28 protein-coding genes are annotated in these 24,041 nt (G+C 64.2%); 19 read left to right on the forward strand and 9 right to left on the reverse strand.

All coding sequences use genetic code 11. The features are described 5' to 3' along the window. The first annotated feature begins 45 nt into the window (after nucleotides 1-45). The 4 genes from tesB (at nucleotide 46) to XpruCFBP8353_RS12110 (ending at nucleotide 3,776) form a co-directional block, all read left to right on the forward strand. A complete protein-coding gene (gene tesB, locus XpruCFBP8353_RS12095) occupies nucleotides 46-951 on the forward strand; it encodes an acyl-CoA thioesterase II (RefSeq protein ID WP_101363460.1) in 906 nt (301 codons plus the stop codon). 226 nt (nucleotides 952-1,177) lie between these two features. Beyond that, complete coding sequence (locus tag XpruCFBP8353_RS12100; protein WP_101363461.1) at nucleotides 1,178-1,681, forward strand: putative signal transducing protein; 504 nt, start codon at nucleotides 1,178-1,180, stop codon at nucleotides 1,679-1,681. A gap of 112 nt (nucleotides 1,682-1,793) precedes the next feature. Next, on the forward strand, nucleotides 1,794-2,987 hold the full coding sequence (locus XpruCFBP8353_RS12105) for an RNA polymerase sigma factor (protein ID WP_101363462.1): 1,194 nt from the start codon (nucleotides 1,794-1,796) through the stop codon (nucleotides 2,985-2,987). Nucleotides 2,988-3,290: 303 nt separating this feature from the next. Beyond that, nucleotides 3,291-3,776, forward strand: a complete 486-nt coding sequence (locus tag XpruCFBP8353_RS12110; protein WP_207759631.1) for a hypothetical protein — start codon at nucleotides 3,291-3,293, stop codon at nucleotides 3,774-3,776. Nucleotides 3,777-3,950: 174 nt separating this feature from the next. Here XpruCFBP8353_RS12110 and XpruCFBP8353_RS12115 read toward each other — a convergent pair whose 3' ends face one another. Beyond that, a complete protein-coding gene (locus XpruCFBP8353_RS12115; protein WP_101363463.1) occupies nucleotides 3,951-4,532 on the reverse strand; it encodes an EF-hand domain-containing protein in 582 nt (193 codons plus the stop codon). A gap of 39 nt (nucleotides 4,533-4,571) precedes the next feature. On the opposite strand from XpruCFBP8353_RS12115, the gene XpruCFBP8353_RS12120 reads away from it, so the two are divergent. From XpruCFBP8353_RS12120 to XpruCFBP8353_RS24275, 4 genes are all read left to right on the forward strand, one after another. Then, entirely contained in the window at nucleotides 4,572-5,486 is a 915-nt protein-coding gene (locus XpruCFBP8353_RS12120) for an arginyltransferase (RefSeq protein ID WP_101363464.1), read from the forward strand. Then, on the forward strand, nucleotides 5,440-6,771 hold the full coding sequence (locus XpruCFBP8353_RS12125) for an endonuclease/exonuclease/phosphatase family protein (RefSeq protein ID WP_101363465.1): 1,332 nt from the start codon (nucleotides 5,440-5,442) through the stop codon (nucleotides 6,769-6,771). Before XpruCFBP8353_RS12120 ends, XpruCFBP8353_RS12125 begins: the two co-directional genes overlap by 47 nt. A gap of 259 nt (nucleotides 6,772-7,030) precedes the next feature. Continuing rightward, nucleotides 7,031-7,645, forward strand: coding sequence for a hypothetical protein (locus tag XpruCFBP8353_RS12130; protein WP_101363466.1), 615 nt, complete (start codon nucleotides 7,031-7,033; stop codon nucleotides 7,643-7,645). 27 nt (nucleotides 7,646-7,672) lie between these two features. Next, nucleotides 7,673-8,725: an XVIPCD domain-containing protein gene (locus XpruCFBP8353_RS24275; protein ID WP_101363467.1), complete on the forward strand. Its 1,053-nt coding sequence runs from the start codon at nucleotides 7,673-7,675 to the stop codon at nucleotides 8,723-8,725. A gap of 132 nt (nucleotides 8,726-8,857) precedes the next feature. On the opposite strand, the gene purT is transcribed toward XpruCFBP8353_RS24275, so the two are convergent. Further along, nucleotides 8,858-10,060, reverse strand: coding sequence for a formate-dependent phosphoribosylglycinamide formyltransferase (purT, locus tag XpruCFBP8353_RS12140; protein ID WP_101363468.1), 1,203 nt, complete (start codon nucleotides 10,058-10,060; stop codon nucleotides 8,858-8,860). Nucleotides 10,061-10,185: 125 nt separating this feature from the next. Between purT and XpruCFBP8353_RS12145 the strand changes: the two genes are divergently transcribed. The 6 genes from XpruCFBP8353_RS12145 (at nucleotide 10,186) to XpruCFBP8353_RS12170 (ending at nucleotide 14,006) form a co-directional block, all read left to right on the forward strand. Then, entirely contained in the window at nucleotides 10,186-11,055 is an 870-nt protein-coding gene (locus XpruCFBP8353_RS12145; RefSeq protein ID WP_101363469.1) for an SPFH domain-containing protein, read from the forward strand. A 9-nt stretch (nucleotides 11,056-11,064) separates the two neighbouring features. After that, on the forward strand, nucleotides 11,065-11,349 hold the full coding sequence (locus XpruCFBP8353_RS12150; RefSeq protein WP_101363470.1) for a hypothetical protein: 285 nt from the start codon (nucleotides 11,065-11,067) through the stop codon (nucleotides 11,347-11,349). Further along, entirely contained in the window at nucleotides 11,346-11,525 is a 180-nt protein-coding gene (locus XpruCFBP8353_RS12155) for an Arc family DNA binding domain-containing protein (RefSeq protein WP_101363471.1), read from the forward strand. The genes XpruCFBP8353_RS12150 and XpruCFBP8353_RS12155 overlap by 4 nt, the downstream gene beginning before the upstream one ends. Beyond that, the gene (locus XpruCFBP8353_RS12160; protein ID WP_101363472.1) at nucleotides 11,522-11,701 is read left to right on the forward strand and encodes a DUF4177 domain-containing protein; all 180 of its coding nucleotides are present in this window, start codon (nucleotides 11,522-11,524) and stop codon (nucleotides 11,699-11,701) included. The genes XpruCFBP8353_RS12155 and XpruCFBP8353_RS12160 overlap by 4 nt, the downstream gene beginning before the upstream one ends. Before the next feature lies 1 nt (nucleotide 11,702). After that, a complete protein-coding gene (locus XpruCFBP8353_RS12165) occupies nucleotides 11,703-12,998 on the forward strand; it encodes an alpha/beta hydrolase (protein WP_101363473.1) in 1,296 nt (431 codons plus the stop codon). 210 nt (nucleotides 12,999-13,208) lie between these two features. Further along, the gene (locus tag XpruCFBP8353_RS12170; protein ID WP_101363474.1) at nucleotides 13,209-14,006 is read left to right on the forward strand and encodes a M15 family metallopeptidase; all 798 of its coding nucleotides are present in this window, start codon (nucleotides 13,209-13,211) and stop codon (nucleotides 14,004-14,006) included. Between the two features lie 82 nt (nucleotides 14,007-14,088). Here XpruCFBP8353_RS12170 and XpruCFBP8353_RS12175 read toward each other — a convergent pair whose 3' ends face one another. The 5 genes from XpruCFBP8353_RS12175 to XpruCFBP8353_RS12195 all read right to left on the reverse strand — a co-directional run bounded on the left by XpruCFBP8353_RS12175 (nucleotide 14,089) and on the right by XpruCFBP8353_RS12195 (nucleotide 18,608). Next, complete coding sequence (locus XpruCFBP8353_RS12175) at nucleotides 14,089-14,763, reverse strand: DNA-3-methyladenine glycosylase family protein (protein ID WP_101363475.1); 675 nt, start codon at nucleotides 14,761-14,763, stop codon at nucleotides 14,089-14,091. A gap of 2 nt (nucleotides 14,764-14,765) precedes the next feature. Continuing rightward, nucleotides 14,766-15,152 (reverse strand): DUF423 domain-containing protein, encoded by a 387-nt coding sequence (locus XpruCFBP8353_RS12180; RefSeq protein WP_162301031.1) that lies wholly within the window; start codon nucleotides 15,150-15,152, stop codon nucleotides 14,766-14,768. Nucleotides 15,153-15,234: 82 nt separating this feature from the next. After that, nucleotides 15,235-16,419 carry a polyketide cyclase gene (locus tag XpruCFBP8353_RS12185; protein WP_101363477.1) on the reverse strand — a complete coding sequence of 395 codons (1,185 nt, stop codon included), beginning with the start codon at nucleotides 16,417-16,419 and terminating at the stop codon, nucleotides 15,235-15,237. A 351-nt stretch (nucleotides 16,420-16,770) separates the two neighbouring features. Then, a complete protein-coding gene (locus XpruCFBP8353_RS12190) occupies nucleotides 16,771-17,412 on the reverse strand; it encodes a response regulator (RefSeq protein ID WP_101363478.1) in 642 nt (213 codons plus the stop codon). Then, nucleotides 17,412-18,608, reverse strand: a complete 1,197-nt coding sequence (locus XpruCFBP8353_RS12195; protein WP_101363479.1) for a sensor histidine kinase — start codon at nucleotides 18,606-18,608, stop codon at nucleotides 17,412-17,414. The genes XpruCFBP8353_RS12190 and XpruCFBP8353_RS12195 overlap by 1 nt, the downstream gene beginning before the upstream one ends. 233 nt (nucleotides 18,609-18,841) lie before the next feature. Here XpruCFBP8353_RS12195 and XpruCFBP8353_RS12205 point away from each other — a divergent pair, with 233 nt between their 5' ends. The 5 genes from XpruCFBP8353_RS12205 to XpruCFBP8353_RS12225 all read left to right on the forward strand — a co-directional run bounded on the left by XpruCFBP8353_RS12205 (nucleotide 18,842) and on the right by XpruCFBP8353_RS12225 (nucleotide 21,853). Continuing rightward, a complete protein-coding gene (locus XpruCFBP8353_RS12205; RefSeq protein WP_101363480.1) occupies nucleotides 18,842-19,441 on the forward strand; it encodes a GNAT family N-acetyltransferase in 600 nt (199 codons plus the stop codon). Between the two features lie 3 nt (nucleotides 19,442-19,444). Next, complete coding sequence (gene minC / locus XpruCFBP8353_RS12210) at nucleotides 19,445-20,188, forward strand: septum site-determining protein MinC (RefSeq protein WP_101363481.1); 744 nt, start codon at nucleotides 19,445-19,447, stop codon at nucleotides 20,186-20,188. 35 nt (nucleotides 20,189-20,223) lie between these two features. Next, complete coding sequence (gene minD, locus XpruCFBP8353_RS12215) at nucleotides 20,224-21,033, forward strand: septum site-determining protein MinD (RefSeq protein WP_065469246.1); 810 nt, start codon at nucleotides 20,224-20,226, stop codon at nucleotides 21,031-21,033. Nucleotides 21,034-21,035: 2 nt separating this feature from the next. Then, complete coding sequence (gene minE / locus XpruCFBP8353_RS12220; protein ID WP_005994583.1) at nucleotides 21,036-21,293, forward strand: cell division topological specificity factor MinE; 258 nt, start codon at nucleotides 21,036-21,038, stop codon at nucleotides 21,291-21,293. A gap of 68 nt (nucleotides 21,294-21,361) precedes the next feature. Then, nucleotides 21,362-21,853, forward strand: coding sequence for a hypothetical protein (locus tag XpruCFBP8353_RS12225; RefSeq protein ID WP_101363673.1), 492 nt, complete (start codon nucleotides 21,362-21,364; stop codon nucleotides 21,851-21,853). Nucleotides 21,854-22,007: 154 nt separating this feature from the next. Here the strand turns inward: XpruCFBP8353_RS12225 and XpruCFBP8353_RS12230 are convergent, their stop codons facing one another. After that, on the reverse strand, nucleotides 22,008-23,297 hold the full coding sequence (locus tag XpruCFBP8353_RS12230) for a sensor histidine kinase (protein WP_101363482.1): 1,290 nt from the start codon (nucleotides 23,295-23,297) through the stop codon (nucleotides 22,008-22,010). Further along, on the reverse strand, nucleotides 23,290-24,006 hold the full coding sequence (locus XpruCFBP8353_RS12235; RefSeq protein WP_101363483.1) for a response regulator transcription factor: 717 nt from the start codon (nucleotides 24,004-24,006) through the stop codon (nucleotides 23,290-23,292). The genes XpruCFBP8353_RS12230 and XpruCFBP8353_RS12235 overlap by 8 nt, the downstream gene beginning before the upstream one ends. Nucleotides 24,007-24,041: the final 35 nt, after the last annotated feature.

Raw genomic sequence — 24,041 nt, forward strand, 5'->3', positions numbered from 1 at the left:
GGCGGGCCGGTATACTCGCGATCCGTCGCATGCCAGGCCAGCCCCTTGTCCGCCACCGCCGAACCCGTCGTCTCCGAACTGATCAGCCTGCTGTCGCTGGAGCGTCTGGAGGACAACCTGTTTCGTGGCCAGAGCCGCGACATCGGCACCAAATACGTGTTCGGTGGGCAGGTGCTGGGCCAGGCGTTATCGGCAGCGCAGGCCACGGTCGAAAACGGCCGTCAGGCGCATTCGCTGCACGCGTATTTCCTGCGTGCCGGCAATATCGACCACCCCATCGTCTACGACGTCGACCGCACCCGCGATGGCGGCAGTTTTTCAGTACGCCGGGTCACGGCGATCCAGCACGGCAAGGTGATTTTTTTCTGCGCAGCCTCGTTTCAGGAGCACGAAGACGGCGCCGAGCATCAGTCGGCGATGCCTGTCGTACCGCCACCGGAAGACATCGAACCGTCCGCCCCGCTGGCACCGGAGGTGTTGAGCAAGCTGCCGGCCAAGGTGCAGCGCTGGCTGTCGCGCGGCGGCCCGTTCGAGTTTCGCCATGTGTTCCCGCGCGACGAACTCAAACCGCCCAAGCGCCCGCCGTTCCAGCAGATGTGGCTGCGCTTGAGCAATCCCATCGGCGACGATGTGGGCCTGCATCGAGCGCTGCTCGCGTATGCCTCCGATTTCCAGTTGCTGGGCACATCAACATTCCCGCACGGCATCAGCTATTACACGCCGAACGTGCAGATGGCCTCGCTCGATCACGCGCTGTGGTTCCACCGCCCCTTCCGCACCGACGACTGGCTGTTGTACTCACTCGATAGCCCCACCGCGCAAGGCGCGCGCGGCCTGGCGCGCGGGCAGTTCTTCACCCGCGACGGCGTGCTGGTGGCCAGCACCACGCAGGAAGGATTGATCCGGGTAGTGCCCGACGGCAGTACGATTGCCGTACCGGCCAAGGAGTAGGCCTCCACGCGCGACAGAGCCGCGCGCTGTTTGATTGCCAGTTTGCACGCGGGCCGTGCGGAAGGCAGCCTAGCACTCTCCCAGCGCGCCACAGGCGCCGCAAGCTGGCATCCTTGCCCGCCCTGGGTACGCGGTCACCTGACTGCACCACCCGCATCCTGATGTTCCATCTTGAACCGGCGCCGCAGCGGCGCCATCTGTTCCGGACCCAACGGCGTTTTCCACCATGCGCAAGATCTTCAGCAGTCAACGTATCGAAACCGCCGAAGGCGTGGCCAATCTCTTGCGCGATGCGGGCATCGAGATCCGCCTCAGCAATGGCCGCTCTTACCAGAGCAAGCGCGGCGGCCAGTTCAGCTACCTGGAACAGAGCAATGCCCAGGCGCAGCCCACCGTCTGGATCGTGCATGCCAATGACCAGCCACGTGCGCGCGAACTGCTGCGTGACGCCCGCCTGCTGGACACCACCCGCCGCGACCTGCCGAATGTGGAATACACCTTCCGCGAAGGCGAGAACGGCTCCAGCTCCAGCGCGCGTAGCTGGGCCTGGCGCATCCGCCTGGTGCTACTGCTGGTCATCGGCGCCATCGCCATGGTGGTGGTGATGCGCCATCGCAGCGCACCAGCACCAGCGGCACAACCGGCATCGCAGCAGGCGCCAACCCAAGATGCCGCCCAACCGGCAGCAGACGACGAGGAAATGCGCGTGCGGATCCAGCCGGCGCACTGAGCACTGCGCGCCCGCGCGGCCAGCCGGTGGCGCGACGGGTACCATCCTCATCATCGCGGTCACATCCATTGCCAGCAGGCGTCATGCTGGCGACAGGACACCGATTGCACCGATGAACGCCGACACGCTGGATCTGATGTTGCAACGCGAATTGCCCAATGCCGCGGCTGGCTGCCAGCAGGCCTATGGGCGCATCGTGCTTGCCTGCCAGAACACGGTGACCGCGATCGCCCTGGCGATCACCCGCGACCTCGCGGCCAGCGAAGACATTGCCCAGGAGGCCTTCCTGCGTGCCTGGCAGCGGCTGGCGCAGCTGCATCAGCCGGCAAGCTTTCTGCCCTGGCTTCGGCAGATCACCCGCAACCTGGCGCGCGACTGGCTACGCGCCAACCGCCATCGCGCGCTCAACGGCGAGGCGGCCGAGTTGGCCATCGCGATGGCCGCCGACCCGGCACCCTCGCCCGCTGACCAACTGTTGCAGGTGGAAGAAGAGATCGCCGCGCTCGACATCATTTCTGCATTGCCTGAAGAAAGCCGCGAAACGCTGCTGCTGTATTACCGCGAAGGCCAGAGCTCGCAACAGGTTGCCTCGCTCCTTGGACTCAGCGATGCAGCGGTGCGCAAGCGCCTGTCGCGCGCACGTGCCAGCGTACGCAGCGAGCTGCTGCGCCGGTTCGGCGACTTCGCGCGTGGCAGCGCCCCCAGCGTGGCGTTCGCAAGCGCAGTGAGCTCGGCCACCCTGTTGGGCGCGCCGGGAAAGGCAAGCGCGGCGATTGTGCTGACGGGGATGGGCAGCGCGGGCAAGTTGGGCGCGAGCGGGTTGACCGGCTCGGCGCTTGGCGGGGGCGGCGCTGCTGGTGCGCTCAGCATCTGGCTCGGCATGCCGGCACTGTTCGCTGCGTGCGCGGTGCTGGTTGCCGGGATCGGCACGTACTGGTCGTACTGGTATCTGCTGCGCTTCGCACAGACAGCCAGCGAGGCAGCGGCGATCCGTCGTTTCATGCACATCACCACGCTGACCTCGGTGCTGGTGTGCGGCAGCACGCTGCTGCTGAAACACCTGCAGGCGGGCGCGTGGGCATCGGTTCTGACGCTGTGCGCGGGCATGGCGGTGCTCAACTATCAATCCCTGCGCATCCTGCCACGCGTCATGCGCCCCATGCTCGAACGCGATGCGCGCAGACGCGGCGCCACCCGGGCACCGCTGCTGTACCGCTGCATGTTCAGTCCGGGCGCGATGGTGGTGAGCACGGCGGCTGTCATTGTGCCGATCGTGCAGCACTACCTGCGCTTGGGGATGTTTTGATCCGGGGTGACCTCACCGCTGCACCGGCAGTTGCCAGCTTCCGAGACGAGCGCATGCGACTGCGGATCCACCCGCGCTGACGGCAGCACCCGCTGCGTACGCAGGCGTGGCGACATGGTCATCGACCGCGCGTACTGGGGCACGCTCCGACGCGGCCTGCCTGCACGCACGCAATGGTGAACGCTGCGGGCAGCAACGTCGCACGATCCGAAGTGATGCGTTGGTATCCGACTTCAGCAGCCATCGGGTAGCGGCCACACTGCTATAAGCAGGAAGAATTCAACAAGACCCCGGAGTAATCAAGTGAAGGCAAGTCTCTTCACCAGTCTGCTGATGATGGCCAGCATGAGCGCGCATGCAGACGGACTGACTACATCTCCCGATGGCAGGACCCTGTCGGTGAGTTTCGGAGCACCGACCTTCAAGCAGGTGCTTCACTACAACAAGATGTACGACAAGAAACCGTTCCCCGATGCAGAAATCTATTATTTCAGCAACGGCACGTACAAGATCATTTCCCAAGGGGAAAACCATTACGGCGTCTATGTCATGCAGGGAGGGTTCGACGACCAGACCTACACGATCCGCTTCATCTCCCTGCCCTCGGAAGACTGGGGCAACAAGACCGCGTTCCATCAGCTGACCTTCGTGCGCGGCGACAAGCAGAATGTCTTTATCCAGAACGCCATCGTCGACACCGGCGAAGCGATCGCACAGCAGAACGGAACCTACACGCTGGAGAAAAACACCGTCTCCAATCCGGTGCCCACGTCCTGGAAGCACGACTGAGCGTTGCACCAGCGCCCAGCGCCCAGCGCCCGGCCCAAACGCAAGCGCCCTCCCGCCAGGCGAGAGGGCGCGGTCGATCGGCGCCTTGTTACCTACTGCAGACAGCTGGGTGAACTCACTGATCACCCGAACGGCGCTCGCCGGTGAACCACGAGCGCCGCGATGAGCGGGTCCTTAGCGTTTGGTCGCAGGTGCGGTGGCTGGCGCCGGCTTGCCATGGTCGCCGCGCCCCTCCATCCCGCCCGCTCCGTGCCCGCCACGCCACTTGGACGCAGCATCGAACTCGGCCTTGCTCAGCTTGCCGTCCTTGTCGGTGTCGGCCTTGACGAACCATGCATCGCGATGCTGCTGCATGCGCAGCTCGCGGTCGGCACGGTCAATGAAGCCATCCTTGTTGAGATCCATCTGGTCGAAACGCGCGGCGAACTTCGGGTCAGCCTTGGCTTCTTCGCGGCTGATGCGGCCGTCCTTGTTGGCATCGAGCTTGGCCATCCATTCGCCACGCCCGCCACGACGATGATGCGGTCGCTCCTCGCGCGACAGTTTGCCGTCCTTGTTGGTGTCCAGCGTGTCGAACTGCGCGGCCAGGGCCGGATCGGCAGCCGCTTCGCTGCGGTCGATCACGCCATCGCCGTTCTTGTCGAGCTTGGCAGGACGCGGCGCATCGCCGGAAGCCGGCACGGTGGCGGCGAACGCGGCGCCGGTGGACAGCGCGGCCAGCACGGCCAGGGCGAGGAAAGGTTTGCGTGACGTCATGAGACACTCCTGAGAGATAAGAACCACCGCGGCACCTGCATGGGCCGCATCGCATGGGTGGCGCGCGCGGATCATCCGTGCGCTGCCACCAACACCCACATCAACGAGCCACCGATGCGCGCGTTGACGTGCGGGCCGGGCGTATTCATCCGGCGGACAGTCGCCGCTGCTGCGACGCGCAGGCGCTATCCTTCGGCCATGGCCATCCATGCCGACACCCACGACGACCTGCGCCTGTTCCAGACCGGCGAGCATGCCTGTGGCTATTGGTCCGACCGGCAAGCGCGCGATCTGGTGCTGGATCCGCACGACCCGCGCCTGGGCGCGATGTATCCGCAAGCGCTGGCATGGGGCTTCCGTCGCTCCGGCGATCTGGTCTACCGGCCGCACTGCGAACGGTGCCGCGCGTGTGTACCGGTACGCATCGCAGTGGATGCGTTTGTTCCCGACCGCAGCCAACGCCGTTGCCTGGCGCGCAACCAGGATCTGGTCGTACGCGTGGTGGCCGCCGAGCGCACCGACGAACAACTCGCGCTATATCGCCACTACCTCAAGCACCGGCACCCCGGCGGCGGCATGGACGAGCATGGCGCCACCGAATTCGACCAGTTCCTGATCGGCGGTTGGTCGCACGGGCGCTTTCTGGAGATCCGCGAACCGGCCACGGCGCACCTGCCCGGCCGGCTGCTGGCGGTTGCAGTGACCGATGTCACCGAGCATGCGCTGTCGGCGGTGTACACGTTTTACGCGCCCGAGGCGGCAGCGCGCAGCCTGGGCACGTTCGCGATCCTGCAGCAGATCCAGTGGGCGCAGCGCGAGCGACGCGCGCATGTCTATCTGGGGTACTGGATCGATGGCCACGCGAAGATGAACTACAAGCGCCGCTTCAGTGCGCTGGAAGCCTATGATGGCCGCCACTGGCGCGGCTTGCCCGGCCACACATCGGGCGATTGAACCGCCGGATTGCGACATCGGCGTGTCGCATCCCGCATGCGAGAATCCAGCGATGACCAAACCTCTCCTGCTGCTCGCGCTGACCGCCTTGTGCGCGGCCTGCGCCCACCGCGCACCGTCGCCCAAGATGCCCACCGACACCCTCGCCGCCAGGCCCGCAGCGGCAACGCTGCGCATCGCCACCTACAACACCTCGCTGTATTCGGACCAGGCCGGTGGCCTGATCCGTGAGCTGCAGGGCGATAGCGCGCATGCGCGCAAGATCGCTGCGGTACTGCAGCGCGTGCGTCCGGATCTGGTGCTGCTCAACGAGTTCGACTTCGACCCGGAACACCGCGCTGCCGATCTGTTCCAGCAACGCTATCTGCAGGTTGCCCAGCAGGGCGGTGGCGAGGCGTTGCGTTATCCGTATCGCTATCTGGCACCGGTCAATACCGGCGTGCCGAGCGGTCTGGATCTGGACAACAACGGCAGCATCGGCGGCGAAGGGCGCGCGCGTGGCAACGATGCCTGGGGCTATGGGTTGCACCCCGGCCAGTACGGCATGCTGGTGTTGTCGCGCTACCCAATCGACGAGCAGGCAGTGCGTAGTTTCCAGCTGCTGAAGTGGAGCGCGCTGCCCGGTGCAGTGCGACCGATCGACCCAGCCAGCAAGACGTCGTACTACAGCGATGCCATCTGGGCACAGCTACGGCTTTCGTCCAAATCGCATTGGGATGTCCCGGTGCGCACGCCGATGGGTGTGGTGCATGCACTGGTGTCGCACCCCACCCCGCCGGTGTTCGACGGTGCCGAGAAACGCAACGCCGCGCGCAACCACGACGAACTGCAACTGTGGCGCGCGTATCTGGACAACGCACCCGAGAGCCAACGCTGGCTCTGCGACGACAAGGGTGGCTGCGGTGGCCTGTCCGCCGATGCACGCTTCGTCATCCTGGGCGATCTCAACAACGACCCGGTCGATGGCGCCGGCCGCCATGCGGCGATCCGCGCCTTGATCAAGCACCCGCGCGTCCTTCAATACCCCACCCCGCGCAGCGATGGCGGCGCGGAGAAAACCGCCGAATACGCCGCGCTGGGCATCGCCCACAGCGGCGACCCGCATCAGGTGACCGGCGACTTCGGCCCGCAAGCCGGCACCATGCGCCTGGACTACGTGTTGCCGTCACGCCAATTCACCCTGATCGGCAGCGGCATCTTCTGGCCGGCCAGCAGCGCGCCGGACGCGGCAGTCGCCGATGGCAGCGACCATCATGCGGTGTGGGTGGATGTGGCTGGCAACTAAGAAAGCGTGCCGAGCCTCCGCGATGTCGTGCTCGGGGCCTAGCGTCGACGGCTGCATATAAGAGTAAGGCTATACGCAAGAAGGGAAAGATTTAACCAACACACGCATCCTAACGCCATGTCAGAGGCGCAGATAACTTCCGGAAGTACCCGAGGCAGTGATTGACAAGGTTCGCGAGGACCACCCGAAAAATTTGGGTGGTCCGGATTCAGACGGCAGGCTTACACTTCCTCGCAGACAGGTATCGCAAGGAAGTTAAATGAGACTGTATTTCCACAACGCGCGCTGTTTCCTGTGTACCTTTTCTCCGCCGCTGGCGCTCGCACTCCTTGCGAGCGCGTGCAGTGCGAACAAGCCACCGTCTTCTGAAAAAGAGGATCTTTTTCTCAGCCGGCCATTTCCGGTGGATGCGGCCGACGCCCATGTGCGCTTCGAATTCGAGGCGACACCGGAGAATGTAAATCTCACTCGATCCTATATCGTCGGATTGACTTTAAACCGCAAAGGCGAGCTCGATCCAGTCACTTTCTTAAATAACGGGGAACCTCCTTCCCGGTATGCGGTACGTGTCGAAGCCTGCAAATGGCTCGGGGATCAATGCCAGAAAATATCCACTGAAGACGCTTTTCAAGCCTATATCAAAAAAGAACCTGCACGAAGTAAATTTTTTGAGTGGCGATCCGGAGACGAGGAAAAAAAATACATTGATGTTACCGCACATACTTCAGACACCAGCAACTGGATTGTTTGCTACTTACCAATAGACAGTTACGGCCGATACCGCATCGACGTCTCGTCTCAACCAGGAAACCCATTACTCAAAGACCCATCCGCGCAAATTTCTGTTCAGCGAGAATGGACTTCCTCCAAATAACTAGCATCAACTAGAAAGAAGCATCTAATGGACAGACAGAATTACACAGTAACGATCGTTATTGCCGCGCCCGGAACGCCTCTTTATACAAAGGTAAAACAACAATTTACGGATGGCGAACCAGCCACGTCTGGCCCAGGGCACATGTTTTTCGTACTCGACGACGGCAAAAACAAGCCATCCAGTTATGGCTTTGCCCCGATCACCCATGGGCAAATGAATGGCCCAGGGAAAATCTACGACACAGATGCAGGCGAATACCACAATCCAGCATACTCAAGAACTGTCGAAATAAGCAAAGAACAATATGGAAAACTCCATGAATTTGGAATAGAGCCAGAAAAATTTGGTTTTGACAAGGAATACAAGGACGTACGCAACAATTGCGTCGACTTTACCTGGGCAGCTCTCAATCACGCAGGACTCCATCGAAACAAGAGCATCGATGTGAATGGTTTGTTTGGTCCAGGAGCCGGGCAATTGCTTCCGGATATTCGCATTCCTTTGCCGATAGAAGGCTCCGGAAAAGATGCTTACCGCCCGCTACGCAATATCCACGGTGTGGAGAGCATTGAGGCACCATTTCCGCACAGTCCATTGAACAAGGAAATCCGGAACCCGCTTCCGGCACAAAGGTCGTTGCAGCAGCACATTCTCAGCGAAGAGCGGCACGCGCCATCGTTGAAGGACCCCACGCATCCAGGCTACCAACTGTTTGCACAGGCGCAGGATCACGTACAGACACTGGATCGCGAACACGGACGGCAAACGGACGCGCGCAGCGCCAATCTTGCGGGCTGCTTGGCGGTGCAATCCTGCAAGATGGGAATGGACCGCATCGACGAAGTGAGACTGAGCGACGATGCCTCGCGTGCATTTGCTGTGCAGAACAATCCTTACTCGGCCGGATCGCACGACCGGTTGCGCGCCCATGTCGATACGGTTTCCGCACTCAATACACCGCTGGAGCAGAGCAGTCAGGCATGGACGCAGGCTGCAGCCGAGCGCGTGCAGGCAGAGCAGCAACGGAACCTGCAACAGCAGCAAACGCAAGCTCCATCAGCTCGAACCATGAGCTGACCGGGCGAGAGTCGCAGGCAGTTCATTCCCTGGCGCCTCGCCTGTTAGCTACTAACTGACTTTTCAGAGCCAGCAACCAAAGTCTACGGTGCAGCAATCTTTCCACTGCACCAATGCGAGTCGACAGGAAACTCAGGCAATCAGCTGAATCGTCAGCGCCGCAGCCGCCACACGCGCTTTCTCGCGTGCCGCGTCGATACTCTCTGCGCGCGCCAGGGTGACGCCGACGCGGCGATGGCCGTCCACGCGTGGTTTGCCGAACAGGCGCAGTGCGGTGTCCGGGTCGCGCAGTGCATCGGACACGTTGTCGAACACCGGCACGCCGTTGCCATGTGCCAGTAACGCGCACGATGCGGAGGGACCGCTCTGACGGATCACGCCACCGTCTTCCGCGCCCACCGGCAGGCCAAGAATGGCGCGGGCGTGCAGCGCGAATTCGCTCAGTTCCTGCGAGACCAGCGTGACCAGACCGGTGTCGTGCGGGCGCGGCGACACTTCGCTGAACCACACTTGGTCACCCTTGACGAACAATTCCACGCCGAACAGGCCCCACCCGCCGAGATCGTCGGTGATGGCTTTGGCGATCTCCTGCGAGCGGCGCAATGCCGCAGCCGACATCGGCTGCGGCTGCCAGCTTTCGCGGTAGTCGCCATCCTGCTGCCAATGCCCGATGGGGTCGCAGTACGAAGTGCCGCCGGCATGGCGCACGGTGAGCAAGGTGATTTCGTAATCGAAATCGATGAAGCCTTCGACGATACAGCGACCGGCGCCGGCACGCCCCCCGGTTTGCGCGTACGCCCACGCCGCATCGATATCGGCCTCGCTACGTAAGGTGCTCTGACCTTTGCCCGAGGACGACATCACCGGCTTGACCACGCACGGCAAACCCACTGCCGCAATCGCCTCGCGGTATTCGGCAGCGGTATCGACAAAGCGATACGGCGAGGTCGGCAGACCCAGCGTTTCGGCGGCCAGGCGACGGATGCCTTCGCGGTCCATGGTCAGGCGTGCGGCACGCGCGGTCGGGATGACCTTCTGGCCCTGCTCGCGTTCCAGCGCCACCAGGGTTTCGGTATGGATGGCTTCGATCTCCGGCACGATCAAATGCGGCCGCTCGCTGGCGATCAGCGCGCGCAGGGCGGCGGGATCGAGCATGTCCAGCACGTGCGAGCGGTGCGCCACCTGCATGGCCGGTGCATTGGCATAGCGGTCGGCCGCGATCACTTCCACGCCGAAACGCTGCAGCTCAATCGCCACTTCCTTGCCCAATTCGCCCGAGCCCAGCAACAACACGCGGGTGGCGGAAGGCGACAGCGGGGTGCCGAGGGTGGTCATGGGCGCAGTCCAGAACGAGAGGGGGCCGCCATTCTAACGGCTGCAAATGCCGACGCCGACGAACGGCTATTGCTTAGCTGATATCACATTGATATCTTTTTCTAACTCCACAAGGACTCGCCCTCATGAAAGAGAAGCCGATCGGTTCGTTACCCGGCATTCCCGTCGTCCTCGTCGCAGGTGCAGGCCTGATCGGTGCGGCCTGGTACGTGTTGACGATGATGGCCAGTACCAGCGTCACACCGGCCGCGTTCATCACCGCAGTGCTGGTCGTGGCGGCGTGCATCTTCATGCTGGCCGGCATGTACACCCTGGAGCCCAACCAGGCCGCGGTATTGAGCCTGTTCGGCAAGTATGTCGGCACCGTCAAAGACGCCGGCCTGCGCTGGAATGTGCCGTTCTACGCCAAACGTCGCGTCAGCCAGCGCGTGCGCAATTTCGAAAGCGGCCGACTCAAGGTGAACGAGCTGGATGGCAGCCCGATCGAGATTGCCGCGGTGATCGTGTGGCAGGTGCTGGATGCCTCCGAAGCGGTCTATAACGTGGACGACTACGAGAGCTTCGTGCATATCCAGTCCGAAGCAGCGCTGCGCGCGATGGCCACCAGCTACCCGTACGACCAGCACGAAGATGACCAGATCTCGCTGCGCAGTCACCCCGCCGAAATCAGCGAGCAGCTCAAGCGCCATCTGGACGAGCGCCTGACCCAGGCCGGCGTGGACGTGATCGAGGCGCGCATCAGCCACCTCGCCTACGCGCCGGAAATCGCCCAGGCCATGCTGCAGCGTCAGCAGGCCAATGCCGTGATTGCCGCACGCTCGCGCATCGTGGCCGGCGCAGTGGGGATGGTTGAAATGGCGCTGTCCGAATTGCAAAAGAATGGCGTAGTGCAGTTGGACGAAGAGCGCAAGGCGCATATGGTCAGCAACCTGCTCACCGTGTTGTGTTCTGATCGCGGAACCCAACCGGTGGTCAACGCCGGCTCGCTGTATTGAGGCGACGCAATGAATGTCATGGTGCCGTTGGTCGTCGCTCTTTCCGGATTGCCGGCATTGGCAATCGCCGCCTCCATCGGTGCGGACGATGACGACCGCGCACGCGGCCTGGGCCTGCGCTGGGCGCTGATCAGCCTGGTGATCCTGGTCGGCGCCGCGTGCCTGTACTGGGCCGGCGACAACCGCGCCGGTATCTATGCGGTGGTCATCGGCATGATCATCGGCGTCAACGTGCTGATCGTGTCGATGGTGATGCACCTGCGCCGGCACGGCAGCCGCAGAGACGGCAAATGAGCGAAAAAAAGGCCTACCCGCTGCGTATCAACGCCGATGTGTTGGCCGCCGTGCAGCGCTGGGCCGACGACGAATTACGCAGCCTCAATGCGCAGATCGAATACGTGCTGCGCGATGCGCTGCGCAAGGCGGGCCGGCTGCCGAAGCCGCACGACAACAAGGAACCGGAATCATGAGCAAGCGCTGGAGCTATCTGACCATCGAATTGAAGCCGTCGTTCATCGGCAGCATCAAGACCGAGGACGTCCAGGCCGAACTGGTCAAGCAGGGCAACCTCGGCTGGGAACTGGTCAACATCGTCATGCCGGCACCGCTGAGTGCGACGCTGCTGGTGTTCAAGAAGGAACTCTGACATGGGCAAGCGTCGGGCGTTTGCACTGGCCTGCGTGATGCTGTCGACCAGTGCACTTGCCGCTTCGCCGCAGCAGACGTTCACCGGCCTGCTGGAGCGCTTGCAGGCCGGCGATATGGCCGCTGCCGAAGCCACCTTCACCCCTGCGCTGGCCGCAACGCTGTCAAGCGCAAGGCTTGCCGATGCGTGGCACTCGCTGTCCAGCCAATTGGGCTCCCTGCAACAGCGCGGGCCGGTCAACGAACGACAGCAGGACGGGCTGACCCTGATCGAGCAACAGCTGCAATTCGAGCATGGTGCACTGCTGGCGCACGTTTCGATCGACCACGACGGCAAGATCGCCGGGTTGCTGTTCACTCCCGCTGCGGCAGCACCGCCACCGCCACTGGCAGCCGATGCCGGCTTTGCGGAGCAGGCGCTGGCGGTAGGACCGCTGCCGGGCACGCTGGCGCTTCCGGCAGGCAAGGGGCCATTTCCGGCGGTGGTGCTGGTGCACGGCTCCGGCCCCCAGGACCGCGACGAGAGGATCGGGCCGAACCGCCCATTCCTCGATGTGGCGCGTGGTCTGGCCGCGCAGGGCATCGCAGTGCTGCGCTACGACAAGCGCACCTACGCCCTGCCCGACAGCTTCGCCGGGCGCATGGACGATGGCTTCACCATGGACGAGGAAACCACCAACGACGCGGTCGTCGCGATCGCCACGCTGGCGCACACGCCAGGCATCGATCCCAAGCGCATCTTCGTGATGGGCCACAGCCAGGGCGGCATGCTCGCCGCCCGTATCGCGCGTCTCTCCGGCAGGGCCGCCGGGATTATCCTGTGGGCCGCACCGGCGCGCCCGCTATTGGATCTGCTGCTCGATCAGAACCGCTACCTGCTGAGCCTGGAGGGTGCTCCCTCGGCGCAGGGCCAGGCGCGCTTGGCCGAGATCGAACGGCGCATCGCCAAGGTGCGCGGCGACGGCGCAGTCTCCCGCAACGATTCGCCACTGGACATACCGGCCGTCTATTGGCGCGCGTTCGATACCGTCGATCCGGTCGCCGATGTGCGCACGCTGCACGTCCCTGTGCTGTGGCTGCAGGGCGAACGCGATTTCCAAGTCACCGCACCCGACTGGCAGCGCTGGCAGCAAGCATTGGGCGACGACCCACGCGCGACCATGCATCGCTATCGGCAACTCAACCACCTCGGCATCGCCGGCAGCGGCGTCGCCGCCCCAGGCGAGTATGGCCGCGCCGGACACGTCGCCACCGAGCTGATTGCCGACACCGCACAGTGGATTCACGCACAGCCCTGATCGGCGGCGACTGTCGCTCGCGCCTGCCACGCCACGTAGGCGCCGCACGCATGACCACGCCTCGGCACTGCATGTGCCAAGACACGAGGGCCGCTACCGTCAACCGGGCAGCGGCGGTTAAGCGTTCCGGCGACCCGACGATGCCAGCGGCGTGCATCGACGGATGAATGGCATCTGGTCGCATGCAGCGCGTGGGCCTACCCTGTACGGATGCACCCCGCTCCCGCCCATCTGCTCAATACCGAAGACATCGAACTGGTGCCGGCCGCGTTGCTGCGCGCGCGCAGCAACGCCGATGCGCGCCAACTCGCCCGGGCCACCTGGTTGCTGCGACGCAAGCGCGACGGCCGCTATCTGGCCACCGCCACCGTGCACCGCGTACAGGCGCTGGTACCGCGCCTGATGCACGAACCCGGCATCGACGCGGCGCTGGATCGTCTCCACGCGCTGGCCGCACGCCGCTGGTGCGGCGATGCCGGGCCGCTTCCGTTGAGCGCATTGCACGCGCGTCTGGCCAGACTCGGCCTGGATGCAGCGGACTATGCCCGCACCACCCAGCTGTCGATCCATGCCGAACCGGCAACGCTGCACGCCGCCGGGTACGATCGCTACCGACGGCCGCTGTGGCTCAGCGCAGGCGCCGCACGTGCCTGGCGCCACCTGCGCAGCGCCGCCGCCGGCGACGACATCGTGCTCGATGCGATTTCCGGCTACCGCAGCCACGACTACCAACTGGGCATCTTCGAACGCAAGTTCGCGCGCGGGCTCACCCTGGCGCAGATTCTGGCGGTCAACGCAGCGCCGGGTTTCAGCGAACATCACAGCGGCGACGCACTGGATATCGGCACACCGGGCGAACCGCCGGCCGAGGAATCCTTTGAAATCACGCCTGCATTCGCCTGGTTGCGCAGCAACGCGCACGAGTTCGGCTACCGCCTGAGTTACCCACGCAACAACCCGCATGGCATCGTCTACGAGCCGTGGCACTGGCGTTGGTCGGCGACGTAAGCCGGCCGCACCTCCTGCGTCAAGCGCTACGCGAGGCAGCCCGACACACCCGCCCAACTTGTCTTCCAGCGCTGCAAGCGCACTACTCCTGCGAACGCGGTGTCGGTACTTTAGTCGCCACGCTAAAATCGGCGATCTTCCATAGATAAAACGCGGCGTAGGTGCGGTAGGGTCCCCAGCGTTCGCCGCGGATGGCCAGCGCCTTGGGGGTGGGCATCTGCTCCTGCTTGTCCACGCGCTGGGCACCTTTGCGCACGCCCAAGTCGTCGATGGGCAGCAGATCGGGGCGGCCTAGGCGGAACATCAGCATCATTTCCACCGTCCAGCGGCCGATGCCGCGTACTGGCACCAGGGCGTCGACGATGGCGTTGTCGTCCATGAACGCAAGCCTGCGTAACGAGGGAATCTCGCCTTCGCTTTCGCGCCGTGCCAGATCGCGCAACGCCAGTGCCTTGTTGCCGGAGACGCCGCAGGCACGCAGTGCTGCATCGTCGATGCGACCGAGCGTATCGGCATGCAGCCGCTGCGCGCCGATCGCCACTTCCACCCGCGCCACGATGGTGGATGCCGCCTTGCCGCTGAGTTGCTGGAACAGGATGGCGCGTGCCAGCGCATCCACCGGGTCGAACGGTTTGCGCCACCCCGGCTGCGGGGCGATCGGGCCGATGCGTTTCATCCACGCACCCAGCGCGCGATCGCGCCGGGACAACTGCGCGAATGCAGCCTCCACATCGAATCCGCGGGCGTGGCGCGGCACGCTCAGCGCCTCAAGGCGCCAATGGCCAGCGCCACCCAGCCCAGCATCAGGCTGACGCCGCCGATCGGTGCCAGGCTGGTCGGCCAGTGCAGCAACGCGCCGCCGACCAGGCTACCGGCGAACAGCAAGGTGCCGAGCAGCAGCAGGTACAACCCTATCCGGCCGAGCACACGCGTTTCGGTGGCACCCAGCACAGTGAGCACTGCGCCATGGCCGAACGCATACAGCGATGCAAGCTGCAGGCGCGACTGCACCAGTGCATCAGCCACGCCGTGCGAAGCGTAGGCCGATAAACCGACGGCAATGGCAGCCAGCAGGCCGCCGCAGAACGCCAGCAGCGAAGGGTGTTTCTTACGACGATCGAGCAAGGACATGCAGGCAACTTCCATGGCAGCGCCGCAGCGCAAAAAAAAACGCGCCGCTGGGCTGCGGCGCGTTTTTGGTCTGGATCACGTCATCGTGCTGAGACGATTACTTGATGGCCCAGTAGACGTCGTACGTACCGTCCTGGGTGAAGGACTTGTCCACACCGCCCTTCCAGGCTTCGTACGGACGATCGGTCACATCCATGCCACTAGTGGCAGCCCATGCACGCAGCGAGTTACGCACTGCATCCAGACCGGCCATGTGGCCTGCATAGGTCGCAAATGCCGACCGGTGAGCCGGAACGCGCTGGTACTTCACCGGTGCTTCGGACGGGATGTTGAGCTTGAGCTCTTCGCCCGTTGCAGCCACCGGCGTTGCATCGACCGGTGCTGCGGCCGCAGCGTCGTCCTTCTTCTTGGCGTCGGCTTTGGCGGTGTCTGCCTTGGCGTCGGTCTTCGGAGCGCCACCGGCGCGCTTGCGTACCGGCTGCACGACGTCGAACGCGTACTTGTCGGAGGCGAAGTCAGTGGTCACGATGCGCACCGGACCAGCAGCCTCGAGGCCGTTGGAATCCATTACGCGCTTGATCCACTCCTGATTGTCCTTGATCGACTTCTTGATCGTCTCATTGTCACGATCGATGTTGCCGGCGGTGACGACCAACAGGTCCTCGGCCGGCACATCGACGATCTTGAGATCGCTCAACACCGGCTTGCCGTCAAGCTCAGCGCGGTAGTCGAAGTTCGGCACAGTGGCCAGTGCGGTCGCCAGACGCGACAGACCCAGCTTCAGGTCGTCGCCCACATGGCGGCTAACGTACAGGCCGGCGTAACGACCGAACAGGTTCCAGCCGTACTTGACGCTGTAGTCCTGGGTGATCTTGACGTTCTTGTTGTTCTTGCCGGTCGGCACCAGGGTGAAATTGGTGACCTTGTCGTAGCCCTTGGTGGGATCTTCGATCGCGATCTCAACACGCTCGTTCTTGACGCTGTTGGTGATCTCCCAGCTGCCTTTGCCGATATAGCCCTCCGTGGAGCTGTATTCGACGCGTGCACCCTTGCCCTCTTCCGGGCCGGCCAGCTTCAGCTGGATCTTCGGGTCACGCAGCACGAGCGGGTTCCAATCCTTGAAACGACGGAAGCTGTTCACGGTGTCGTAAACAATCGTCATTCTGCGGTTGGTCTCAACACTCTCGGACATCTGCCGCTCCGAGGGCAACACCAAGCCCACCACGACAAACAAGCCAGCCACGATCCCCAAGGCGATCAGGAACTCGATAATACGGGTCATTCAGGAGGTCTCCGGGGCCGATCCCACGGCCGGGTTGAGTGAAGCGAAGCCACCATCCTAGCAGGCTTCGGGAAAGATGTTCAGTTGTGCGACGGGTAGCGCGGTCTTGCGGTGTCATTCACCGCGCAACACGGCGCGTGGGGGATGCGCAATCGCAACCTGCATAAGGGTTTGGGCGATTGCGCGCCGCTATCATGCACATCACGCGCTGCGTGTGTGTGATGCTGCGGTTGCCGTGCGGCAGTGCACGGCGCCAGATCGCGGCTCGAACGGGCCTGCGGCGCCCTGAATGCGATTTCCCGCCCTGCCGCAGGCACGCGCAGCGTCGAGGTCAGCGGCGCCGCGTCGATCTCACACCAACTGCAACTCGAACGCCTTCAGTACCGCGCGCGTGCGGTCGCGTACGCCGAGCTTGGAGAGGATGTTGGAGACGTGATTCTTGATGGTGCCCTCGGCTACGCCCAGCGAATTGGCGATTTCCTTGTTGGAAAACCCGCTCGCCATCAGCCGCAGGATCTCGGTCTCGCGGTCGGTCAGCGGGTCGGGCCGGTCCAGGCTGACGAACTCGTTGCGCATGTGTTCCAGGCCCGACAGCAGGCGCTGGGTCACTGCCGGCTGCACCAGCGAGCCGCCGTCGGCCACGGTGCGGATGGCGCCCACCAGCTGTTCCAGCGAGACGTCCTTGAGCAGATAGCCCTTGGCGCCGGCCTTGAGCCCGGCCAGCACCAATTGGTCGTCGTCGAAGGTGGTCAGGATGATCGTCGGCGGCAGCGTGCCGTCGCGCGAGAGCATCTGCAGCGCTTCCAGGCCGGACATCACCGGCATGCGCATATCCATCAGCACCACGTCCGGCCGGATCTGCGGAATCTGCTCCACCGCCTGCTTGCCATCGGAGGCCTCGGCCACCACTTCGATCCCGTCGTCCAGCGCCAACAGCGAGCGGATCCCCTGGCGCACCAGGGTTTGATCGTCGACCAGGCACACACGGATCATCACAACACTCCTTGGGTCACGGCCGCAGGCATCAGTGCCGGCGCGCCTGGAACAGCGATGCGCAGGCCGAAGCCCTCACCCCGCCGGGTTTGAATCTCAAGCTTCCCACCATACTGGTTCAGCCGCTCGCGCATGCCGCGCAGCCCGTTGCCGGGCGCAACCGCATCCGCGCCGTGGCCGTCGTCGCGGGCGTCGATCAGTACCGTATCGGCATCGCGGCGCACCTGGATCCACAGGTTGCGCGCCCCGGCATGGCGCACCGCATTGGTGATGATTTCCTGGGTACAGCGCAGCAACACGTGGGCGCGCTCGGGGTCGTCCAGGGTCAGCGGCTGGGCGATGTCCAGGTGGATGTCCAGCGACGGCACCTGGGTCACCAGCGGGCGCAGCGCCGCTTCCAGGTCGATGGCGCCGCTGTCGCGCAGGTGGCTGACCGCCTCGCGCACATCGGTGAGCAACAATTTGGCCAGGGTGTGCGCCTGGCGCACGTGTTCCTGGGCCTGGCCCTCGGTGATGTGGCCTGCCACTTCCAGGTTGAGACTGAGCGCGGTGAGGTGGTGGCCGAGCAGGTCGTGCAACTCGCGCGAGATGCGGGTGCGCTCGTTGATGCGTGCGCTTTCGGCCAGCAGCGCGCGGGTGGCGCGCAGTTCGGCATTGAGCCGGCGCTGTTCTTCGCGCGCATCGGTCTGCTGCCGTGCGACCAGGCTGGTGACGAAGATGAACATCGAAAAGCCGCCGTACAACAGCGACTGCATCAGCGCCGCGAACAGGGTGAAGTCCGGGCGCAGGTAGTAAAACACCGGCAACACCGCCAACTGACTCAGCACCAGCCACAGCACGCCCACGCGTAGCGGCAGCAGCCACGGGATCACCCCGGCCGCCACCATCATCAGGATGCTGCCGAGCCCGGTCCCGCTGAGATAGCTCACCGCCAGCGCGCAGATGGTGAGCAGCAGCAGGATCAGCCGGTCGTACCAGTGCGCGTGGCCGCCGCTGTTCAATCCACGGGTCAGCCAGAAGTAGCTGGCACCGAAGCCGATGAAGAACGCCGACATCATGACCGCTTCGGTCACGCTGCGGCGGTCGCCCTCTTCGGCCGGCGGCCAGTACGTGTACACCAACGGCATGACGATCATCGCCCAGGTGAACAGGCCGGCGAAGCGCAGGACGCGCGTATGACTGAGGTATCCCAACATGTCCGCATCTTAGGCGTAAGCGACCGTGCCGGCCTCTTGCCGGAAGTCATGCATGCCGGCCCGTGCACGCGGATACGGTCAACGGATGCCGGAGCAGCAGAGGCGGTGATGCATACCGGAGCATGCCGCGCGCCGGGCCGATCGTGCGCGCCGGGTCGCCCGCTTCAGGCCACGCATGTAATAATCCGACGCAGATCCGATTTCGGGTCGACGCGTTACCCCACGGAGTCCCAATGTCGATCGTCATCCGCGACGTGCGCGAGCACGAGCTCGATTCCGTCCTGGCCCTGAACAACAATGCCGGACTGGCGATCCTGCCGCTGGATTCAACCAAGCTGCAACGTTTCTATGAGCAGGCCGAATATTTTCGCGTCGCCGAGCGCGACGGCAACCTGGCCGGGTTTCTGGTCGGGTTCGGAAGCGGCAGTGCCCACGACAGCAGCAATTTCGCCTGGTTCCGGGACCGTCATCCGGAATTCTTCTACATCGACCGCATCGTGGTCGCCAGCCGCCGCCGCGGCGGTGGCGTCGGGCGGGCGTTTTACGCCGATGTGCAGAGCTATACCGAGCTGCGTTACCCGCAGTTGGCCTGCGAGGTGTTCCTGGACCACGGCGCCGACGCGGCCTTGCTGTTCCATGGCAGCTTCGGCTTCCGCGAGGTCGGCCAGAACACCATGGCTGATGTGGAAGTGCGCGCCAGCATGTTGATGAAAGACATGTGTAGCTACCGGTGGGTCAAAGAGACCTATGGCGGCAAGTTGCCCGAAGACTTGCCATGGGTGGGCCGGCCGCGTCATGCCGCCACCACCGCCAACCCATCGACGGGGAGCTGAGGCGTGGCAAGTGTGAGTGTGGATTTTGAACAGGCCGGCGAACTCAAGATCGGCCAGGTGGGTATCGCCAACCTGCGCGTGCGCACGCTGGACGTGCCGCGGCTGGTGCAGGAAATGCGCGAACGCGTGACCCGCGCACCCAAGTTGTTCGGCCGTGCGGCGGTGATCCTGGATTTCGGCGGACTGTCGCAGGTGCCGGACCTGGCTACGGCCAAGGCGCTGCTGGATGGTCTGCGCGAGGCCGGCGTGCTGCCCGTGGCGCTGGCCTACGGCACCAGCGAGATCGACTTGCTGTCCCAGCAGTTGGGCGTGCCATTGCTGGCCAAATTCCGCGCCCAGTACGAGTCGGCCGCGGTTAGCCCGCCGCCGCCGCCGCCGCCCGCGCGTGCCGAACCGGCGCCACCGGCCGCGCGACCGGCCCCTGGCCGGATGCAGCGCACCGCGGTGCGTTCGGGCCAGCAGTTGTATGCGGAGAACTGCGACCTGACCGTACTCAGTACGGTGGGTGCCGGGGCCGAGGTCATCGCCGACGGCAGCATCCATATCTACGGTACCCTGCGTGGCCGCGCTCTGGCCGGCGCGCAGGGCAACCCCGACGCGCGCATCTTCTGCCGCGACTTCCACGCCGAACTGGTCGCCATCGCTGGCCACTACAAGGTGCTGGACGATGTTCCCATGGACCTGCGTGGCAAGGCCGTCCAGGTCTGGCTGGAGCAGGATCAGATCAAGATCGCTGCGCTTGATTGACGCGGCCCAACCACAGAAATATTCGGAGAAATCCTTTGGCTGAAATCATCGTAGTCACCTCCGGCAAGGGCGGCGTCGGCAAGACCACCACCAGCGCAAGCCTGGCCTGCGGGTTGGCAAAGCGCGGCAAGAAAGTCGCGGTCATCGATTTCGACGTCGGCTTGCGCAACCTGGACCTGATCATGGGCTGCGAGCGGCGCGTGGTGTACGACTTCGTCAACGTCGTGCATGGCGAAGCAACGCTCAAGCAGTCGCTGATCAAGGACAAGCGCTTCGACAACCTGTACGTGCTGGCTGCCTCGCAGACCCGTGACAAGGACGCGCTGACCCAGGAAGGCGTGGAAAAGGTGCTCAAGGACCTTGCTGCCGACGGCTTCGACTACATCGTCTGCGATTCGCCGGCCGGTATCGAAAAAGGCGCATTCCTGTCGATGTATTTCGCTGACCGCGCGGTGGTGGTGGTCAATCCGGAAGTGTCCTCGGTGCGCGACTCGGACCGCATCATCGGCCTGCTCGATTCCAAGACCCGCAAGGCCGAGGAAGGCAAGACGGTGCCGGCGTTCCTGCTGCTGACCCGCTACAGCCCGGGTCGCGTGGAAGGCGGCGAGATGCTCAGCATCACCGACGTGGAAGAAGTGCTGGGCCTGAAGGCGATCGGTGTGATTCCCGAATCCGGCGATGTGCTCAACGCCTCCAACAAGGGCGAACCGGTGATCCTGGATGGCGAGTCACCCGCCGGCCAGGCGTATGACGACGCAGTCGCCCGCATCATGGGCGAGGAGCGCCCGATGCGATTCACATCCGTGGAGAAGAAAGGCTTCTTCAGCAAGCTGTTCGGAGGGTAAGCATGGGCCTGCTCGATTTTCTCAAGAGCAAGAAGAACACCGCCGAGACGGCCAAGAACCGCCTGCAGATCATCATTGCGCAGGAGCGCAACCACCGTGGCGGGCCGGATTACCTGCCGCTGCTGCAGCGCGAATTGCTGGAAGTGATCAAGAAGTACGTCAACATCGACGCCGATGCGGTGCGGGTTGATCTGGTCAAGGATGGCGAACACGACGTGCTGGATATTTCGGTCGCCTTGCCGGAAGACGGCGACAAGTAAACGCAAACAACGGCACCGCGTCCGCACGGTGCCGTTGTTGCATGTGACCCGACCGCGAGCCATTGCGCGTGACCACCGCCACTCCTGCAACGCCCACCTCTGCCGATGTTCTGTGCGTGGCCGATATTGGCCTGGACGCGCCTGCCGCCCTGCTCGCGCGCTATGGCTTGCGCCTGCATCGCGTGGAATCGGGCGCGGCGATTCCCGGCAGCTTCTGGGGCGAACCGGAAGCGGGCATCATCGGCTGCGATGTGTACGTGCGCGACGACACACCGGTGCATTCGCTCCTGCACGAAGCCGGACATCTGATCGTACTGCCAGCGGAAAAACGCGCCGCGGTGCATACCGACGCCACCGATTCGGTGGATGAAGAAGACGCCACCTGTTACCTGCAGATCCTGCTGGCCGAGCAGTTGCCCGGCGTGGGCAGCGCGCGCCTGATGGCAGACATGGACAGCTGGGGCTATACGTATCGCCTGGGCTCCACGCGCGCCTGGTTCGAGCAAGACGCAGAGAATGCGCGCAGCTGGTTGCACGCACGCGGCTTGTTGCCGGCCTGATCCTGCGCTGAGCGTTGGAGCGGCGACCACATCGTCGCGCGCAGTCGTTAGGCGGGTGCGCAAGGCACACGCGGGAATCGTGCTGGACGCGTGCGACAGACAGCAGCGAGCATCGGCCGCACAGCGGTAGGGGCCATCGGTATCTTGGTTACCCTCAGTGAGCCGTCGCAGTGGCGCCGGACAGATCCAGCGTCGCCACCGTGCCCTGCCCCGCGTTGGAATCCAGCTGCAAATGCCAGCCCAGGTGTTCGCATAGCCGCCCGATCAATTCCAGCCCGATACCACTGCCCTGGCGTGCCTTGCCGCGTGCCAAGCGCGTGTAGATGGCGCTGATTTCTTCCGGCGTCATGCCGTGGCCCGGGTCGGCGATGCGGACGACACCGGGCGCCGATAGCGAGATACGAATGATGCCGCGGTCGCTGTTCTCGATGGCATTGCGCAGCAGGTTGCCGATGGCGGTCTGCACGATGGCGACCGGCGCGACCAGGCGACACGGCGGCATCGGGTCCACAACCAGCTGCAGATCCTTGTCGGCGCACAGGTGCGTATGGTCGGCCACGATATCCGGCAGCAATTGGTCCAGCCGCAGCGAATCGCTGCTGCGCACCAGCCGGCCAGGGTCCTTGGCCAGCACCAGCAGCAAGGTGATCAACTGTTCGACCGAGGCACTGGTCTGCGCGATGCGCTGCAGCTGATGGCGGACCGCCGACGGCGTGCCGGGTTGGTCCAGCGCCAGCTCCACCGCATTGCCAATCACCGCGATGGGCGTGCGCAATTCGTGGCTGGCGCTGTCGATGAAGGCGCGCTCGCGGTCCACGAACTGGCTATTGCGCTCGAGATAATTGTTGAGCGCATCGGCAATCACGTAAAGCTCGGCGCTGCCCTGTGGCCCGACCGCAATCTGCTGCGCACGCTGCTCCGGACGCAACGCGCCGATGTCGCGCGCCAGTTCGACCAGCGGGCGCACCAACCGGGCCATCGCATAAGTCCCCATCAACAAGGTGATGCCGATCAGTGCGATGCCAGCAGCCAGCATCCAGCGGGTCAGGAATTTTTCCAGCGCTTCGAAATCGGAGATGTCCAGCACCAGCGCCAGGCGGCCGGCATGCGCGGTGTCGCGCACCATCACCGCGCTCTGGCGGCCGGCGATTTCCAGGCCGTCGTGCAAGCCAGGATGGAGGGTGCGCAATACCGCTGGTGTACGCGCGAGGTCGTCGATGCGGTACAGCCGCAAGGTGTCCGAGTCCTGCCAGTGGTAATCCGGATTCTGCACGCTGCGCTCGAGAATGCTGTCCAGTTCGGAATTCAGCAGCGAGCGCCATACGCCGTGTTCGGCACGTTCGTGCAGGTACTGCGCAGTGCCGAACACCGCCAGGGTCATCAACAGCGTGTAGCCGAACAACCACACCAGCACGCGGCGACCCAGGGGACGCTGCTTAGACATCGCTGCTGTCGCCTGCGCCAGGCGCCTCGGCCGCATCCAGCTGCGCCAACCGGTAGCCCAGGCGCGGCAAGGTGTGGATCAGCTTTTCTGCGAACGGGCCATCCACGCTGCGGCGTAGCTCGTAGATATGCGAGCGCAACATGTCGCCGTCGGGCGGGTCGTCGCCCCACAGCGATTGTTCCAGGCGTTGCCGCGTCACCGCCGCCGGGCTGGCCTGCATCAGCACTTCCAGCAACTTGCGGCAGGCCGGGTACAGATGGAGCACCTGGCCGGCGCGAGTGGCCTCAAGCGTGGACAGGTCAAGGCGCAGGTCGGCCACTTGCAGCAACTTGCCGCGGCGGCGACCGTGTGCACGCGCCAGCAAGGCTTCGATGCGCACTTCCAGCTCGGGTAGCGCGAACGGCTTGGTCAGGTAATCGTCGGCGCCGGCACGGAAGCCGGCAATCTTGTCCGGCAATTCGTCGCGCGCGGTGAGCATGATCACCGGCACCTCGGATTGGTGCTGTTCGCGCAGCCGGCGCAGCACCTCCGGGCCATCCATGCGCGGCATCATCCAGTCCAGGATCAGCGCGTCGTAGTGCTGGGTGGTGGCCAGGTGCAGGCCGGTGATGCCATCGGGCGCGGCGTCCAGGGTATGCCCGCGCGCTTCGAAGTAGTCGAACAGGTTGGCAACCATATTGCGGTTGTCTTCAATGACCAGCAGCCGCATGAGCGGGGTTCCAGGGCGGCCCAGCAGGCACAGTG

It is taken from the genome of Xanthomonas prunicola (assembly GCF_002846205.1).
In the GTDB taxonomy this organism is placed as follows: domain Bacteria; phylum Pseudomonadota; class Gammaproteobacteria; order Xanthomonadales; family Xanthomonadaceae; genus Xanthomonas; species Xanthomonas prunicola.

Bases quoted from the DNA above. Each gene is read 5' to 3' on its own strand.
- XpruCFBP8353_RS24275 (WP_101363467.1), top strand. From the start codon at position 7,673: ATGGACAGACAGAATTACACAGTAACGATCGTTATTGCCGCGCCCGGA.
- XpruCFBP8353_RS12120 (WP_101363464.1), top strand. From the start codon at position 4,572: ATGGGCCGCATCGCATGGGTGGCGCGCGCGGATCATCCGTGCGCTGCC.
- XpruCFBP8353_RS12180 (WP_162301031.1), bottom strand. From the start codon at position 15,152: ATGGAAGTTGCCTGCATGTCCTTGCTCGATCGTCGTAAGAAACACCCT.
- XpruCFBP8353_RS12195 (WP_101363479.1), bottom strand. From the start codon at position 18,608: ATGTTGGGATACCTCAGTCATACGCGCGTCCTGCGCTTCGCCGGCCTG.
- XpruCFBP8353_RS12190 (WP_101363478.1), bottom strand. From the start codon at position 17,412: ATGATCCGTGTGTGCCTGGTCGACGATCAAACCCTGGTGCGCCAGGGG.
- XpruCFBP8353_RS12130 (WP_101363466.1), top strand. From the start codon at position 7,031: ATGAGACTGTATTTCCACAACGCGCGCTGTTTCCTGTGTACCTTTTCT.
- XpruCFBP8353_RS12145 (WP_101363469.1), top strand. From the start codon at position 10,186: ATGAAAGAGAAGCCGATCGGTTCGTTACCCGGCATTCCCGTCGTCCTC.
- XpruCFBP8353_RS12230 (WP_101363482.1), bottom strand. From the start codon at position 23,297: ATGTCTAAGCAGCGTCCCCTGGGTCGCCGCGTGCTGGTGTGGTTGTTC.
- XpruCFBP8353_RS12115 (WP_101363463.1), bottom strand. From the start codon at position 4,532: ATGACGTCACGCAAACCTTTCCTCGCCCTGGCCGTGCTGGCCGCGCTG.
- XpruCFBP8353_RS12150 (WP_101363470.1), top strand. From the start codon at position 11,065: ATGAATGTCATGGTGCCGTTGGTCGTCGCTCTTTCCGGATTGCCGGCA.
- XpruCFBP8353_RS12155 (WP_101363471.1), top strand. From the start codon at position 11,346: ATGAGCGAAAAAAAGGCCTACCCGCTGCGTATCAACGCCGATGTGTTG.
- XpruCFBP8353_RS12125 (WP_101363465.1), top strand. From the start codon at position 5,440: ATGGCCGCCACTGGCGCGGCTTGCCCGGCCACACATCGGGCGATTGAA.
- XpruCFBP8353_RS12185 (WP_101363477.1), bottom strand. From the start codon at position 16,419: ATGACCCGTATTATCGAGTTCCTGATCGCCTTGGGGATCGTGGCTGGC.
- XpruCFBP8353_RS12105 (WP_101363462.1), top strand. From the start codon at position 1,794: ATGAACGCCGACACGCTGGATCTGATGTTGCAACGCGAATTGCCCAAT.
- minE (WP_005994583.1), top strand. From the start codon at position 21,036: ATGGGCCTGCTCGATTTTCTCAAGAGCAAGAAGAACACCGCCGAGACG.
- purT (WP_101363468.1), bottom strand. From the start codon at position 10,060: ATGACCACCCTCGGCACCCCGCTGTCGCCTTCCGCCACCCGCGTGTTG.
- XpruCFBP8353_RS12100 (WP_101363461.1), top strand. From the start codon at position 1,178: ATGCGCAAGATCTTCAGCAGTCAACGTATCGAAACCGCCGAAGGCGTG.
- XpruCFBP8353_RS12235 (WP_101363483.1), bottom strand. From the start codon at position 24,006: ATGCGGCTGCTGGTCATTGAAGACAACCGCAATATGGTTGCCAACCTG.
- XpruCFBP8353_RS12170 (WP_101363474.1), top strand. From the start codon at position 13,209: ATGCACCCCGCTCCCGCCCATCTGCTCAATACCGAAGACATCGAACTG.
- XpruCFBP8353_RS12165 (WP_101363473.1), top strand. From the start codon at position 11,703: ATGGGCAAGCGTCGGGCGTTTGCACTGGCCTGCGTGATGCTGTCGACC.
- XpruCFBP8353_RS12160 (WP_101363472.1), top strand. From the start codon at position 11,522: ATGAGCAAGCGCTGGAGCTATCTGACCATCGAATTGAAGCCGTCGTTC.
- XpruCFBP8353_RS12205 (WP_101363480.1), top strand. From the start codon at position 18,842: ATGTCGATCGTCATCCGCGACGTGCGCGAGCACGAGCTCGATTCCGTC.